Here is a 16,291-nt window from a genome sequence, read left to right on the forward strand (position 1 = left end):
GAGGAGGCCCCGTATGGCCATGGAATTCAAACGCAGGTTGCCGATCCCCATGGAGATCCGCGAGGAAATGCCGCTCTCCGCCGAGCTTACCGCCAAGAAGCAGGCATTCGATGCCGAAGTCGCCAAGGTCTTTACCGGCGAGGACGCACGTAAGGTGCTCATCATCGGCCCGTGCTCTGCCGACCGCGAGGACTCGGTACTTGAGTACATGAACCGACTGGCCAAGACCGCCGAGGAGGTCAAGGACAAGCTCATCATCATTCCGCGCGTCTATACCAACAAGCCGCGCACCAAGGGCACCGGCTACAAGGGCCTGTTGCACAACCCCAACCCCGAGGCTCCCGACGACCTGCTCGAGGGCGTCAAGGCCATCCGCCATATGCACCTGCGCGTTATTGAGGAAACGGGCTTCTTTACCGCCGACGAGATGCTCTATCCGTCCAACTACCAATACCTCGTTGACCTGCTGAGCTATGTTGCCGTGGGCGCACGCTCGGTCGAGAACCAGGAGCATCGCCTGGTGTCGAGCGGCATTTCGGTACCCGTCGGCATGAAGAATCCCACTGCCGGCTCTACCACCGTTATGCTCAACTCCATTTACGCCGCGCAGGCGCACCAGAGCTTTATCTTCCGCAACTGGGAGGTCGAGTGCGATGGCAACCCGCTCGCGCACGCCGTCATGCGCGGCTACATCGGCCTCGATGGGCGCACCTACCCCAACTACCACTACGAGCACCTCGAGCGCCTGGCTGAGCGCTACACCGAGCACGCCGGCTACGCCAACCCAGCGGCGGTCATCGACTGCAACCACGACAACTCGGGCAAGCGTCCGCTTGAGCAGTATCGTATTTGCAAGGAGGTGCTCGACAGCTGCCGCCGCAACGAGTCCATCTCCAAGCTGGTCAAGGGCTTTATGATCGAGTCCTACCTGGAGGATGGCAACCAGCCGGTCGACGGCGGCGTCTTTGGTAAGTCGATCACCGACCCGTGCCTAGGCTGGGAAAAGACCGACTACCTCATCCACGAGATCGCAGAGCGGGTTTAGTTACGCGGGTTTACCAACCCGCGTAACGGCTCGACGCTGCAAACCCGCCAGAGCGGCAATCTGCCTTTCAACTTCGGCGGCATGACCAAAAGGTCAATGCCGCCTTGTTTCAAGGCATCTTGCTCGCTCTGGCGGGTTTTCGCTGTCGTTGCCAAAACAACGGCATCACCTTGGCTGCACACTCATTGGGGGCACTCATTGGGGACGTACTTAAATGAGTAGTCGTTGGGGACGTTCTTGTTTGACTAGTCGTTTAAGAACGTCCCCAATGACTATCTCTCCGCCCCCGTGGAATCGGGGGTCGTCTACCGAATGGTTGATGCGGCGGCCCTGCGGCCATGCCACACTCATAGATGGCCTGACCCAACTTGGAAGGAGCCTCCATGAGCCTTGACAACGTAACCCTGCGCGCCGCCACGCTCGACGACCTGGATGGTATCGCCGCCATCTACAACCGGCTGTGGTGCAACACGCTACGCAACCGCGGCGACGTCGAAGCTGCCGATTTCTGCGCGCGCTTCAACATTGCCATGCAGCTGCAGCGCTCCCCTATCGCGCTCGTTGCCGAGGCAGAGGGCCGCATTATCGCCGCCTGCTGCATCGGCATCTTCGAAGACGGCAAGCCGCGTACCAACCCCACGTGGGTACCCTGCTACGACGAGATGTTCGCCCAGGCAACCGAGATGGCAAAGACCGCCGATGCCAAACTCGAGGGCTCGCTCTTTGGCGACAGTCGCGAAAAGGCCACGGCCGATCGCTTTGCCGCCACGGGCAACGAGCATGCCCAGGGCCAGCTCAACCTGATCATCATTGTGCCCGAGTGGCAGGGCAAGGGACTCGGCCGCGAGCTCATCGACCTTGCGCGCGCCGAACTCGCCAAAGCCGGGTGCACCAAGTTCTTCCTGATGAGCGACTGCAACTCTGACTGGCAGTTCTACGAGCACCTCAACATGAAACGCATCCTGGAGGATCACAGCCAAGACACCGGCGACGGCTTTATCGTCTACATGTACGGAGGCGACACGCAGGATTAGCCTGAGTGCCGCCTCATGGGCTTTCTCCAAAACAGCCCAAACCAATCAGCCACGCCAAAAGAGACACGCCAAAAAGGGACAGGTTTATTTTGGCAGGTTTTATCTGGGCAAACGCCAACCGCCGCGAGGAAGTTGCCTTCCCTCACGGCGGTCTTCTAGCAGCCAAAACCAAGTGAGTAGACTTTTTGCAGGAGGCCGAGCACACCCCGAATCGCCACAGCGCTGACCTGCGGTTTTATTGAGCACTTGTCGTGGTGTGCTCGACAGATCCAAAAAAGTCTACTCACTTGCATCTGAGGCGCACCGGATCGGCAAAAAACCGCCGCGAAAGGGGTCCGATCCTCTTCGCGGCAGTTGTTAATACGCCGAACTTGTTATCGCAAAAGCCAATCACGCGCCGAGACCACGCTACAGTCTTTCGACTCATACGTTGAATCCACGCGGGCCACAACATAGCGCGCATCTTTTGCAATGTCGATCTCATCGCATACAGTCTGTAGATGACGGGCGTACTTATCGTGATACGTTCTGGATGATTTTATTTCGATAGCCTTGGGACTCCCTGAGTTTGTACAGTCGAGCAAATCGATTTCACGCTTGCTGTCGTCCCTATAGAAATACAGCTCGGGATTCTCGCCCACGTTGAGATGGCTCTTCGCCGTTTCGGAAACGATGAGGTTTTCGAAAACGGCCCCTAGATAAGGGCTCTCCAATAGTTGCTCCAGTGATCCAATTTTGAGCAAGTAGCAGAGCAGCCCCGTGTCGTAAAAATAGAGCTTGGGCGTTTTAGTTAGACGCTTCTTGGCATTTGCATAATAGGGCTGCAGCGAAAACGTCAGGTAGCTCTGCTCCAGGATGGACAACCAGCTTTTAATGGTCGATACGTTCACGCCCGTATCTCGAGAAAGCGAGGATATATTGATGAGGGCACCGACGCTCTGAGCAATTATGGACAGAAACTTATGAAACTCCGCCTTATTGCGCACATCAAGCAAGCCCACAACATCGCGCTCAACATAGGTATCGATATAGCTGGGGAAATAAACCGAGGACGGCATTCCGGCGGAACGCAGGCGAGGGTATCCCCCTTCGAGCGCGAACAAATCCACTTCCAACTGCCCCTGCTGGCCCCTCTCCGCTTCTCGAAACGAAAATGGCAGCAATTTTAAGATCCCGACTCGCCCGGCAAGAGACTGGCCGATGCTTTTCATCATCAAAAAGTTTTGCGATCCCGTAAGGATGTATTGACCGGCGTCTCCCCGCTCATCCGAAACAACCTGAATCATCGAGAACAAATCCGGGGCGTATTGCGCCTCGTCGATGATGAGTCCGCCCTTTCGGTTGCGGATAAAACTCACCGGATCCTCCAAGGCCGCGCGCCTCGTTTGGGGGTCCTCAAGCGTAACATAGGAATAGTCGGGAAAGGCATGCCGAACCAGCGTAGACTTACCGCTCTGCCTAGGCCCCGTCAACGACACAACAGGAAACCAACCCGCCATGCGAATGAGCAACTCATGCAAATCCCTGTTAATGTACTCGGCCATATCAACGCCCCTTATAACGCTGTTACCATAATCGTATAGTATCATTTGCCATAATCTTGCAGTAGCGTTTTCCATAATCTTGTAGTAGTGTTTTCCACAATCTTTTAGTAGCCCAGTTCAAAAACGTTATTTATAGAGCCGAAATCTCAGACCCTAAATAACAATAGCCACCACAATGGGAACTGTCCCCATTGTGGTGGCTTGCAGGCGAGTTGACTTATTCGACTATCGCGGGCCGGCCGTGTCCGGGTCTAGAGCGTGGCAAGTCGCTTGGATTCGCGGACGGCGAGGGCGATGGAGATAAGACCAGTGATGGCGTCAGCCGCCACCAAGGCAAACCAGACACCCTGAACGCCCATCATGTTGCCAAGCAGGTACATAAGCGGCACGGAGCAGATCACGTAGCGGAGCAGACCGGTGAACGTGGCGATACCCACCTTCTCAACCGCCTGGAAGTACATCGACATGGTCATGGCAAGATAGCCCAGGGCCACGGCCAGGATAACGATGCGCGTGGCGTTGGCGGCAACCTCGACGAGCGCCGGGTCGCTACCAGCAAAAAAGGCGCAGACCGGCGTTGCGGCCACCCATAGCACAGCAGACACCGCAGCAAGCGTCACGACCTGGTACTTAAGCGTGCAGGAGAGCGTTTCCTTGAGGCGCGCCCACGCCTTGGCGCCGGCGTTGAAGGCGGCAATGGGCTGCAGGCCGTACGAGAAGCACTGGGCGACCATCATGGTAATGTAGAGGATGTAGCCGTTGATCACACCAAAGGCCGCGATGTAGAGCGAACCCATGTCGCCGCCGAGCTGGCCAAGCAACGAGTTGGCAACGGTGTTGAAGATGAACGTGGCAGCTTGCACCAAAAAGAACGGGAAACCAATCTTGATGATCTGGCCGCAGATGGCCATGTCGAGTTTGAGGTCGGCGGCGCTGATCTGGAGCTGCGACTTCTTACCGCCGATGAACCAGAAGATACCGATGGCCCAGATACCGATGGAAAGACCGTAGTACACGCCAGCTCCCATAACGCCAAGCTTGAGCACAAACGTGGAAAGCGCAAGCCAGCAGATAGCGACGATGGCAGACACGGTCATGAGGTTGGCCTGGATCTGAACCTTCTCGTCCACACGCATGACGGCGGTGACCATCTGACCAATGACCGTGAGCGGCAGCAGCACGGAGAAGGTGCGCACGCCGGCAACGGTATCGGCCATGATGTCGGGCGTGGCGCCGAAGAATGCGCAGATGGGCTCGGTAAACACAGCCATCACCACAGCAAGCAGCACACTCACAATCGTGGTAAGCCAAAAACCCTGGCTAAACGCCTTGCTGGCGCCCTTAATGTCGCCGGCACCCAAAAGGTTGCCCACCACGGCGGGCACGCCGGTGCCAAACAGGTTGCCAAAGGCCAGGTTAATGTACTCGACCGACATGATGATCGAAACACAGGCCAGGCCGTGTGCACCCAGGCCCCAACCCATCACGAGGCCCTCAAGGACCACCATGATAATCTGGGCGAGCATACCCTGGCCGGTGATGATGGTGTACTTGCGCACCAGGCCGGGAATCGGCTGCGAGGCAAGCTCACGCTCCTCCTCAACAGCGGCGGTCGTTTCTTCTGCCATTGTTCTCCCCTTTCCATGAGAGATTGATGAATGGATGCATGAATGGATGGGCGGCACGCACAGGCTGCGGCACCGCCTAGCGATGCAGCAGCCCCGCTAGGCCTCGTAGACCACCTTGCCGGCAATCATCGTGAGAGACGCCGTGGCCTCGAGGACCTCAGCCGGTTCGCAGTCAAAGAGGTTACGGTCGAGCACACAGATATCAGCCTGTTTGCCGCATGCGAGCGTACCGATGCGATCCTCGGCATGCATGGCGTAGGCGCTGCCGTAGGTGTAGGCGCGCAGGGCCTCGGCCATGGTGATGCGCTCCTGCGGGAACCACCCTTCTGGGTTGGAGCCGTCCTCGAGCATGCGGAAGACCGCGCCGTACACCTCCTCCATGGGCTCCAAGCCCACAACGGGGAAGTCACTGCCCAGGTGCACCACGGCACCGCTGGCAAGCAGGCTATGCAGGGGCCACGAAAGCGCAGCACGCTCGGGGCCCACGGCATCGTCCTTGGCAAGGTCAGCCATATCGAGCAGCATGTGCCACGGCTGCATACCAGGGCATATACCCAGCTCGGCATAGCGCGGCAGATCCTCGGGCTGAACCGTCTCGTTGTGCTCCATGGAGTGGCGGCAACCCCGCTTACCATGCAAGCGCTCGCCCTCCTCAAAGCAATCAAGCACAAAACGCACCGAGCGATCGCCGATCGTATGGACGCGCGTGTCAACGCCCCATTCCTGCGCCCTGACAATGGCGGCACGGATGCGCTCTGGATCCTCCGCGGGCTCACCGCAGGTATCGGGCGCGTTGGAATAGGGTTCAAGCATCCAAGCGGTGTGGTCGGAGCACACGCCATCAAGAAACTGCTTAAAGCCGTGCCACTCGACCTGCGTACCCGAGAAGGCGTATTTCTCCTTGATCTGCTCGAGCGTTAAGGACTCGTTTTCGAACAGATCGGTGTACAGGAACACGCGCAGTGGCAAGTCGCCCTTGGCATTAAGACCTGCCAACACCGCATACGGGTTTTCCATGCTCACAAACGTAGGATTGACCATGCCGACCGTAGTGATTCCCAGGGCATTGGCGCGCCGGGCGGTTTTTGCAAACGACGCGTCAACAACCTCGGGCGCTGGGTCGTAGACCTCGTCCATAAAGAAGACGCCGGCGTTGTTGGAAAACACGCCCGTCAGATTGCCCTCGGCATCCTTAAGGATCTTGCCGCCTGCGGGATCGGGCGTCTGCGAAGTTACTCCCACCTTGTTGATGGCGCAGGTATTGGCACTAAAGGTATGCAGGTCAACCTGCTGCAGAAAGACCGGGCGGTCCGAGATGTACTCATCGATCATCGCGGCTGTGGGCATCTCGGGGACATCCCACTGGAACTGGATAATCTGGCAGCCCAGAATCCACTCGTTATCGGGATGGTCGGCCGCAAACGCCACGACACGTTCCATCGCCATCTCAAAACTGGTGCAGTCGATGAGGTTGACGGCAAAATCGGGGTCGGTCATAAACGCGCCCTGGGCAAAATGCGTGTGCGAGTCGATCAGGCCGGGCATGACGAGCTGGTCGCCAAAGTCGCGCACCTCGGTATCGGGACCGATAAACGGTGCCAGGTGAGCATCGTCACCGCAGGCAACAATCTTATCACCGCGCACGGCAACGCCGCCCTTAAACGGCTCGAGCCCATCGCCGGTAAAGACGGCGTTGCTCTTGATAACTACATCAGCCTTGTCCATGTGAGCCTCCTCAGGCATCTTTGGTTGCAACGCGGACGCACCGCCCGCGTGGGCACTCGGTTGGGAGCGTAGCGCTCCCGCATCGGCGCGTGCCTACAAGCCGTGCTCGGACGTCTGTCCCACGTCCGCGGCTTCGCGCTACACCCATTGATACACAGGGGCAAATCCGTGCCAAGGCCAGGGATCGCAAACGGTCAGTTTAAGCAGGTTTACACGCTTTACCTGCAGGTTTATTGTCTGAGATTATTACCGCGTCATTACGCCCAACGGCGTGCCCGCCCACACGGCAAGACCCGCATGCAAGGAAGAATAGGACTAGGAACGCCAAAAGGCATCTATGAGGTCATCTCGGTTGGAGACACCGCTTTTAACGTAGATGCGATGCAAGTGCGCCTTGACAGTGCCAGGGCTGATGACCAACTCGCTGGCGATGTTTTGGGCGTCGTTGCCCTTCAGCACCAGCGTGAGCACCTCCTGCTCGCGCCGCGACAGCTTATGGGCATCGGCATAGATCACAACGCGTGATGCTAGATCGTCCCCAGAGCGTGCGCTCTCGGCCGCCACGTCCTCATCGGCACGCGGATGACGGGCATACACGCGCAGGATATGGCTAAACTGGCAAAAGAGTTGGACCGCGCATGCCATGAGCAGCACGTTTTCGGAGATATTGCGCTCGGACAGATACCACAAAAAGAGGCTGATGACGGGGTTTTGAGAGTCGGGGCGACAGAGCAAAATCATGTAGGTGTCCTCGGCGATTACGCAAAACGCAAGAACGAGTGCCACCTTCCAAAAGAGCTTTGAGCGGTCGAGGTCGAGTTTCTCAACACGCGTGGCCCTGTGCCGGTAATGCCAGGCGGCATAGGCAAGACATCCTACATTGCCCAGGTCACGCGTGAGCCAAAAGAGATACTGCTGCATCTCTCCGGCAGCACCGCTGCGAGGCACCAGCACCAATTGCAAGATTGAAAACGGCACGATAGCAAGTCCGAGCATGCGCGACGTCGGCCTTTTGCGCAAGCGCGCAAACATCCACAGTACCACGCAGGCATAGATGGCAATACCGAGCACGCAGCGCAGCAAGGGGTGCTGCAACGGCTCGCTAAAGGTAACAGCGTAGTCGTATTTGAGCCGATTGTACTCGTCAAAAAAAATGACCGACATATCGAGCATGTAGAGCAAAAAGCCCGCCGCGGCCACCAGGCTGTCGCGACGGCGCGTCATGAGCCAAACCACCAATGCCACGGCACTGGTCACCAGAGCCACACCCATGATAATCGTGGTGTAGATATAGAACGCGAAACTCATGCCCGCCTCCCCTGTCTAGATGCCGTGAGGATGTTGACAGATTCTTTGCCGCAAGATTAGACTCACCGATTAAACGTACTGTATCGTTTAGATAAACAAGCTGTGTCTCACCGATGAAAGGAGATGCCATGGCGCCTATCGCACCGCTCAAAATACTCGTTGCTCCTGCCGCCAAGGCCATCGTCCACCTGAGCGACTCACTTACCTACAATGACGTCCCCTGTGTCGTCGAAGAGCGTTCGGACAGCTGCCCCTATCTGGGCCACGTCCCCTTCTTTGCGCCTAAGCTCGTTTCCGATCCCGAGCACCGCGAACAGTAATCCAAGATGCACCAAGCGCTGCGCAACTCGCGGCGCTTACTGTTTTGGTGCAAAGTAACCTGACCCCCGTGCACCAACGCCGGGATTGTCGACGCTTCGGCCGCGGCGCGATATGAGGCGCGAAACCTCGCCCAATAACAGGCCAATCACTACGCCCGCGAGAATCGGCAACTTTGCCATCTCGGCAGGTGAGCTGTTGAGCGGCACAATCGTAGCAACAATCGAAAGCACGAGCTCCACCACGGGAATCGCAAGCGCCACCGCGAGCACCTTGCCCTCGAAAGGCGCACGGAACACACGCGAGCGATTATCGTGCTTGCGCAGACGCCAAAACGCTGGGAACATGGGGATATAGCTCATGAGCAGAAAGACGACGTTCATCGAGAAGAAGACCCAAAAGACGTCGGAACCCTCACCCAGCGGAATCTGGAGCAGCAGCACCAGACTGGCAAAACAGCCGTTAATGAGCGCCGAGCCGTTGGGCATGCCGGTCTTTTTGGACACCAACGCAAAGGGACGCGGCATGTTGCCATGGCGCGCGGCATAGCTCGCTACGTTGTTGACGCCAAAGCTCCAGCAGATCATATTGGCGAACAGCGTCACCAAAAAGGCCACGCCCACGACCATCGTCAGCGGGTGGGTGCGCCCCACCATAGCGGCGACTGCGTCCACAATGCCCGAATCGAGTGAAAGATGCTCGGTGGGAACCGCGGCTCCAATGCCAATGCCACAGATGATGTAGATCGCCGCAATGGCCACGCCACCGGCAATAACCGCCTTGGGGATATCACGCGACGGGTTCTTCATCGTGCTGGCAAAGGTCGCGACCACCTCAAAGCCCATAAAGTTGAACAGGATAATCGATAGGTACGTCAACGAATTGGTGTCGCCCAGATCTGGAATGAAGGTCTTAAACGACATGTCGTTGGCAAAGCCGTTGTTGCAGGCAAACCAGATGCCGATGATTCCCACCACGGCGGTAATGAGCACCTTGATGACGGCGCCGCCATCCATGACCCAATCGGCCTCGGCCACCGGCTGCATTGCCATGACCGTGACGCCCCACACAAAGGTAAGCTCGATGGCAATTCGGACCCCAAGCGAAAATTCGATGCCCCATACCGCATTGATGACACTGGGGAACATGCAGGCGATACTTGCCACCCACAGTGGAAAGTTGACCCAATAGCACCAGGAGCAGCGTGCACCCCAACGGTCTCCCAAGCCCAGGCGAACCCAGTCGTACAGGCCGCCCTCGGAATCGAACGCCGTACCGAGCTCGGCCACCACCAGGCCATAGGGAAGCAAAAACGTAATGATAAGGAAGATCCACCAGAAGAACTGCACGTTACCCATGGCAGATGCCGGAGCAGCCGCCTCGATGGTAAAGACAACGCAGATAACCGAGAGGATGACCTCGAACAGGGAGAACTTTTTACCTGCCATGGCACGCTTCCCCTACAGCAAAAAGGATGGCATCTGTACCGAAGGCGCAGCCCAAGGTAGGGTTGCAGGCCGCGTCACCGGTGCAGGTGCCATCCCAAAGAGAAGAGAGGATGCAATTGTTGGACCAACGCTCGCGGAACAGGCGCGTGTAGATAACGATACGCTGGTACATAGATACTCCGATCAAAACGGTCGCGCTCGCAACCGGAAACTATCAGCAATTGAAGACGCGTCTGACCTGGGAAATTCAAGCGAACAATTGGCCTAACCCGCAATAAATCCCAGATCAGACGCGTACTCAATCAAAGAGGCGGACACTCCGAAGTGGAGGCAACGGAGTGCCCAAAGAAAACCCAACCGACCAAGACATCGGGCAAGCCGACCATCAATGCCCCAAGATGGTTCGATTCGCCGATTGTCCGATTGATCGGCTGGGTTTTCGAGGTGCCCCAGGTCGCCGCGAAAGAGGAGCGAAGCGTACTTTGGTACGCGAGCGACGGTTTGAGCGGCGAGATGGGGTGCCTCGGAAAGTCAGACGATTAAGCGGACGGCTCCTGCTGCGTAATGCAGTGGATATTGCCGCCGCCGAAGACGACCTGCTCGGACTGAACGCCGACGCACTTGTAGACGCCCTCGCCCCAGACCTCGTCATAGATCTTCTGGAGCGTGTCGACGGCCAGCTGGTCGTTCTCGTCGCCGTACTGCGGGACGATAACGCCGTGGTTGGTGACCAGGTAGTTCATGTAAGAGGCGATCAGCGGCTCGTCGGGGACGCGCGGCTCGGCGTTCTCGTCGGCGTCGATGGTGTCGCAGGAAGCCTGGTCCATGAACAGCGGGTTCACGGGCATGCAGAGCTTGTAGACCTTCATCTTGCGGCCCTTAGCGTCAACGGCGTTGGAGAGGGTCTCGTAGGCAGCGTGGCACTGCTCGTAGAACGGATACTCGGGATCGTCGGTCCAGATGCAGGCCATGACGCCCGGAGCGATGAACGTGGCGACGTCATCGATGTGGCCGTTGGTCTCCTCGGGGTCGATGCCCTCCTTGACCCAGATGACCTTCTCGACACCCAGGTAATCCTTGAGGTGCTCGTCCATATAGGCGCGAAGCTCCTCGCTCCAGGGCTCAAACTTCTTGTGGAACTTGGGCCAGATGGACTCGGGATCCTCTTCCTCCTCCAGAACCGCAGAGCAGGTGCGGCCCGGGGAAAGCAGGCACTGGTCGGTCACGACAAGGGTGCCCTCGCCGTCGACGGTGATGGAGCCGCCCTCGAGGATCATGTCATCGGGACGATAGCGACGGCAGCCGGAGAGCTCAGCCATCTTAAGGGCGATCTGCTCGCCCTTGTCCCACGGGAAATAGAGGCCATCCACAAGGCCACCGTAAGCGTTGAAGTGCCAGTGGTTGGCGCGCTTCTCGCCCTTGCCGTTGATGACGTAGGTGGCGGCGGTGTCGCGGAACCAGGCGTCGTCGGTGGTCATCTCGATGACGGTAACGTTCTCGTCCTCCTCGAAGACGGCCTTGCAGTTGGCATAGTCGACCTGGTTGGCGCACATGGTAACCGGGGTGAACTCGGCGATGGCGCGGGCGATGGCGGCATACTGCTTCTGAGCCGGCTTGGCGCCGTGGGCCCAGGTGTCGGTGCGGTGGGGCCAACCCATCCACACGCGATCCTGCGGGGCGAACTCAGCGGGCATAAAGAAGCCGTCGGCCTTGGGGGTGGACTCGGACTCGGTGATCGTACGCATAAGATTTCCTCCAAATCGAACGATCGCTTGCTGCGGGCGGGTTACCCGCAGCCTAAAACCAAGAGATGGTAGGCGCCCGTTCCCCGGCAAAGGTCGGGGCGCCCGGTGCCGGTTTTCACGGAATCGCACCGGCAAGCGACGACGTAACCAAGTGCGCGGAGACAAAACGCACGAAGGATACGGAAGAGAGATTGGGGTGGGCGGTGGTTACCGGAGCAATAGCTCACACCCACCCCAGGGAATGGTTAGCAAACCTGTCGCTTGGGCACGCCTCCAAAGAGGCCGGAGTGCCCGGAGTCGAGAACGACAAGCCCGACGAAGCGCACGTTGGTACGCGAGGAGGGTCGGAGTCCCAGAACCGGGTGCTCTAGTTCTCCTCGGCCTCGGCGGCCTCCTCAGCGAGACGCTGGGCTGCGAGCTCAGGGGTCAGACCCTTGTACTCTTCCTTGCGGCCCTTAGCGCTGACGACGCGGACGACCTCGCCGATGAGCACGAGCACGATGAAGATGACGATCATCGGGACCTTGTCGCCAATTTCAGCAGCGGAGAACGGAATCAGCGTTGCAACGATGGCAAGAACCAGCTCGATGCAGGGGATGGCAAGCATAACCTTCATCATGGCACCCTTAAACGGGAACGTGAAGATGCGCTCACGGTTCGGGTCGTTCTTACGAAGGTTGAGGAATGCCGGGAACATCGGGATGTAGGTGAGCAGCAGGAAGACGACGGAGGTGCCGAAGAGCATCCAGAAGACACCGTTGGAGATGGCGTCGATGGGAACGAGCTGCAGGCACAGCACCAGGGAGGCAACGACGGCGTTGACCAGGTTGGCGCCGTTGGGCATGTCGTCCTCGGAGATCATCGAGGCGAAGACCTTGGGCATGTTGCCGTGCTCGGCAGCGTAGCGAGCGACGGAGTTGACGCCGAAGGACCAAGCAGCCATGTTAGCGAACAGGGTGATCAGGAAGGCGATGCAGATGACCTTGAAGATCATGGAGTCGCCCACCATGGTCTGGACTGCGACGATCATGCCGTAGTCGGGGTCGATGGAGTCGGCCGGCACAGCGGCGCCGATGCCGAAGCCAGCGAACAGGTAGATGACGGCAATAGCCACGCCACCGACAATGATAGCCTTGGGAATATCGCGAGCGGGATCGGCCATGTCATCGGTCATGGTGCAGATGACCTCGAAGCCCATGAAGTTAAAGATGATGATCGACAGATAGCCAAGAGCGTTGGTGTTGGTGAGTTCGGGCAGGAAGGTGGCAGCGGACATGTCGTTCGCAAAACCGTTCTCCATGGCATACCAAATGCCCAGAGCGCCGACGATAACGGCAACGGCGACCTTGATGATAGCGCCTCCGTTAAGGACCCACTCGGAGTCGGCCGCCTTGGAGCGCCCCATGAGGTAGACGATCCACACAAAGGCAAGTTCGATACCCATCTTGGCGATTAGGTTGAACTCGACGCCAAAGACCATGCCCAGGATGTCGGGGAACATGGTAGCCAGCGAGGCGATCCACAGCGGGTAGTTGACCCAGTAGTAGTACGAAATGCGGGCGCCCCACTTGTCGCCCAGGCCATCGCGTACCCAGTCGTAAATGCCGCCCTCGCCGTCATAGGTGGTGCCGAGCTCGGCGACAACCATGCCGTAAGGGAGCAGGAAGGTCAGGATCAGGAAGATCCACCAGAAGAACTGCTGGTTGCCAATGGCAGCAGCAGGTGCGGCGGCCTCGCAAACGAAGACGACGCAGATGATGGTCGAAATGACCGTCAAGAAGGAAAGCTTTTTCTTTCCGTCGCTCATGATGAGCTCCTTCGCTCAGTCTTGGACAGATCCGAGGCCCTAAGGTATTAAGGCAATTGCTTGGGCCTCGGTGGGCGGGCGACAGGAGACGAGCATCCGCCGCCCGCAAACGTGCTTTTAGAAGCCTTGAGGCTTAGAGCTGCTCGAGAGCCTCGAGAGCGGCGTGGAGCTCAGCCTTGGCGGAGTACTCGACACCCTCGTCGTTGAGCGGGGTGCGCTTGCCCAGGGCGGCAAGGAGAGCACGAATGGAGTGCTTGCGGTTCTCGGCCTCGACCCAGCACAGGGAGCGCTCGGGATCGTCCATGACCTCGTCGACGACCTCCTCGTTGCGGGTGGCCGGCAGGCAGTGCATGAACTTGGAGTTGGGGCCGGCGAAGTTCATCATGTCCATGGTGACCTGATACTTGGGATAGAACACGTCCATGTAGTTCTCGCCCGAGACCTCCTCGTCGTACAGGCCATACCACACGTCGGTGTAGATGAAGTCGGCGCCCTTGATGCACTCGATGTCGTCGGAGATGACGACCGAGCCGCCGGAGACCTTGCAGTTCTCCTCGGCGATAGCCATCATCTGCTTGCCGAACTCGGCGCGCTCCTCGACGGTGCCAACATGCAGGCCGCCGTCGGGGATCTGGTGGCCCTTAGGTCCAAACTGGACAAACTTCATGCCGACCTTGGAGGCGATGAACATGAGGGAGACGCAGACCTGGGTGGCGTCGCCGATGAAGGCTAGGGTGCAGTCCTCGATCTTCTTGCCCTCGGGGAGGTTCTCGAGCATGGTCATGAGGTCGCCCATCTCCTGCGTGGGATGGTTGAACTCGGACATGCCGTTGATGACGGGCACAGCGGAGCCCTCGGCGAGGCCGACGACGTCCTTGTGACGGTCAACGCGAGCCATCATGATGTCGAGCAGCGAGCCCATAACGCGAGCGGTGTCGCCCAGGGACTCGTGACCGCCGAGCTGGATGGTGCCAGGGCCATAGAACTGAGCATGGCCACCGAGGTCGGTCATAGCGGTCTCGAAGGAAAGACGAGTGCGGGTGGAGACCTGCTGGAAGATCATGCCAAGGCTCTTGTTGCGGAGCAGGTGCGGATAATAACCGTCAACCTTGATGGCCTTCTTCATTGCCAGGCCAAGATCCTCGATAGCCAGAATCTGCTCTTTAGTGAAGTCGTTGGTGTCGATGAAATCCTTAGGCAGTGCCATGTCGATTTCCTTTCCGCCGGTCTTGCCGACTATTACTATGAGGCGCTCGAACATCACGCCTCGTGTTGACAAGACCATCATTCACCCGTATGCAATTTTTACCTAGTTTATTCGGGATTAAAGACCGTTCATGGAGTTACACCCTCTCTAATCCAATATAAACCCGCAGGTCAAGAGTTTACAGGGGGTTTACCGCCTGGAACCGCGAACGGTATGCGGCTATGCTGTATCTTGGCGTCTAATCCGCAATGGAACGAAGGGTTGAGACGTCTATATCCCACAAGGTATACATGGCTCGGCCATAGGTGAAATGAGAGGACGGTGACAGATGAACACCCTGATGTTCTTCTATACCCTAGCGATTCTCCTGATTTGTATTGTGACGGCAGTGCTTTCGCTTGCCGCCTATGCCTCGTCCCGTCGACGTTTCTTTATCTATGGCAGTGGCGTTTTTATTTGCTACGCCATCGAGATGACCGAGATCTTCTTTTTTGAATACACGTTGAAAAACGAGAGTTTTCCGGCCAGCGACTATTACTCAATTACCATGCCTGTGTTGCGGACCCTTGTGGCGACCGCTTCACAGGCTTTTATTTGGCTGATTGCCATGGACTTGCTCGATAAGCATTCTAAAAAGCAGTTCGCTATCCCCGTCTTAACGTTTTTGCTGTGCGAGTCGCTGGCTATCGTCGCAGTCCCCTCCGGCCCCATGCGTCAGTGGATCTACTACACGATACGCCAGGCATTCCTTGTCTTTGTTGGACTGTATATCTTTTGGACGGCTCATAAGAGTACAGAGGTTGAGCTGAAGGCACGCGTTAACAACCAGCGAAAGCACCTGATTATCGGCGCTATTCTGGTCGGTTGCATCGTTGCCGAGGATTTCTACAACATCCTTGTCATCCCCATGAGTCTGGCGCCCTCTTGGCTGCAGCTTTATCTATCCGAGCGCAACTTTAGCGAGAACGTCTTTGCGTGCTACTTTGCGATTCTGCTGATTATCTACTCCTACCACGTGCTTTCAATCCGCATGCAGGAGACGCCCGAGGAAAAGAACGTCAGCGATCTTGATCGACACATCGAAGAGCAAATGCCCTTCTATCGCAACGCCTACAGGCTCTCCAACCGCGAGGCCGAAGTCATGCGCTTGGTTGTGCTGGGCAAGTCGAACCAAGAGATCGCTGACGAGCTATTCCTTGCCGTGGGCACCGTCAAGACCCACATCCACAACATCCTGGTCAAAACCGAGCAGCAAAACCGCACGACGTTGATCCTCCACTTTTGGAAGCGATAACCTGCCAAAAAGGGACAGGTTTATTTTGGCAGGTTTTATCTGGGCAAACGCCAACCGCCGCGAGAAAGTTGCCTTCCCTCACGGCGGTCTTCTAGCAGCCAAAACCAAGTGAGTAGACTTTTTGCAGGAGGCCGAGCACACCCCGAATCGTCACAGCGCTGACCTACGGTTTTATTGAGCACTTGTCA

At 57.7% G+C, this 16,291-nt stretch carries 13 protein-coding genes; 4 read left to right on the plus strand and 9 right to left on the minus strand.

The features are described from left to right. Positions 1-13: 13 nt before the first annotated feature. Positions 14-1,045, plus strand: coding sequence for a 3-deoxy-7-phosphoheptulonate synthase (locus tag DW645_RS06480; RefSeq protein WP_022094323.1), 1,032 nt, complete (start codon positions 14-16; stop codon positions 1,043-1,045). 383 nt (positions 1,046-1,428) lie between these two features. After that, positions 1,429-2,079, plus strand: coding sequence for a GNAT family N-acetyltransferase (locus DW645_RS06485; RefSeq protein ID WP_118226923.1), 651 nt, complete (start codon positions 1,429-1,431; stop codon positions 2,077-2,079). A gap of 374 nt (positions 2,080-2,453) precedes the next feature. On the opposite strand, the gene DW645_RS06490 is transcribed toward DW645_RS06485, so the two are convergent. The 4 genes from DW645_RS06490 to DW645_RS06505 all read right to left on the minus strand — a co-directional run bounded on the left by DW645_RS06490 (position 2,454) and on the right by DW645_RS06505 (position 8,284). After that, positions 2,454-3,623 carry an ATP-binding protein gene (locus tag DW645_RS06490; RefSeq protein WP_199576447.1) on the minus strand — a complete coding sequence of 390 codons (1,170 nt, stop codon included), beginning with the start codon at positions 3,621-3,623 and terminating at the stop codon, positions 2,454-2,456. A 251-nt stretch (positions 3,624-3,874) separates the two neighbouring features. After that, complete coding sequence (locus tag DW645_RS06495) at positions 3,875-5,251, minus strand: MATE family efflux transporter (RefSeq protein ID WP_089572364.1); 1,377 nt, start codon at positions 5,249-5,251, stop codon at positions 3,875-3,877. Positions 5,252-5,347: 96 nt separating this feature from the next. After that, the gene (locus tag DW645_RS06500; protein WP_158550994.1) at positions 5,348-6,976 is read right to left on the minus strand and encodes an amidohydrolase; all 1,629 of its coding nucleotides are present in this window, start codon (positions 6,974-6,976) and stop codon (positions 5,348-5,350) included. Between the two features lie 315 nt (positions 6,977-7,291). Beyond that, positions 7,292-8,284 (minus strand): helix-turn-helix transcriptional regulator, encoded by a 993-nt coding sequence (locus DW645_RS06505; RefSeq protein WP_117736105.1) that lies wholly within the window; start codon positions 8,282-8,284, stop codon positions 7,292-7,294. Between the two features lie 128 nt (positions 8,285-8,412). Between DW645_RS06505 and DW645_RS06510 the strand changes: the two genes are divergently transcribed. After that, positions 8,413-8,604, plus strand: coding sequence for a hypothetical protein (locus tag DW645_RS06510; RefSeq protein WP_118226925.1), 192 nt, complete (start codon positions 8,413-8,415; stop codon positions 8,602-8,604). Positions 8,605-8,640: 36 nt separating this feature from the next. On the opposite strand, the gene DW645_RS06515 is transcribed toward DW645_RS06510, so the two are convergent. From DW645_RS06515 to ptcA, 5 genes are all read right to left on the minus strand, one after another. Beyond that, a complete protein-coding gene (locus DW645_RS06515) occupies positions 8,641-10,050 on the minus strand; it encodes an APC family permease (protein WP_118226927.1) in 1,410 nt (469 codons plus the stop codon). After that, positions 10,040-10,222, minus strand: coding sequence for a hypothetical protein (locus tag DW645_RS09900; protein ID WP_117648290.1), 183 nt, complete (start codon positions 10,220-10,222; stop codon positions 10,040-10,042). Before DW645_RS09900 ends, DW645_RS06515 begins: the two co-directional genes overlap by 11 nt. A gap of 367 nt (positions 10,223-10,589) precedes the next feature. Further along, entirely contained in the window at positions 10,590-11,795 is a 1,206-nt protein-coding gene (locus DW645_RS06525) for an agmatine deiminase family protein (protein WP_118226929.1), read from the minus strand. A gap of 367 nt (positions 11,796-12,162) precedes the next feature. Beyond that, positions 12,163-13,602: an APC family permease gene (locus DW645_RS06535; RefSeq protein WP_118226933.1), complete on the minus strand. Its 1,440-nt coding sequence runs from the start codon at positions 13,600-13,602 to the stop codon at positions 12,163-12,165. Positions 13,603-13,735: 133 nt separating this feature from the next. Continuing rightward, positions 13,736-14,809 carry a putrescine carbamoyltransferase gene (gene ptcA / locus DW645_RS06540; RefSeq protein ID WP_117583532.1) on the minus strand — a complete coding sequence of 358 codons (1,074 nt, stop codon included), beginning with the start codon at positions 14,807-14,809 and terminating at the stop codon, positions 13,736-13,738. Between the two features lie 328 nt (positions 14,810-15,137). Here ptcA and DW645_RS06545 point away from each other — a divergent pair, with 328 nt between their 5' ends. Continuing rightward, on the plus strand, positions 15,138-16,103 hold the full coding sequence (locus DW645_RS06545; protein WP_118226935.1) for a response regulator transcription factor: 966 nt from the start codon (positions 15,138-15,140) through the stop codon (positions 16,101-16,103). The last annotated feature ends 188 nt before the right edge of the window (positions 16,104-16,291 follow it).

The sequence above is a fragment of the Collinsella sp. AM23-17 genome (genome assembly GCF_003470945.1).
Taxonomy (GTDB): Bacteria; Actinomycetota; Coriobacteriia; order Coriobacteriales; family Coriobacteriaceae; genus Collinsella; species Collinsella aerofaciens_O.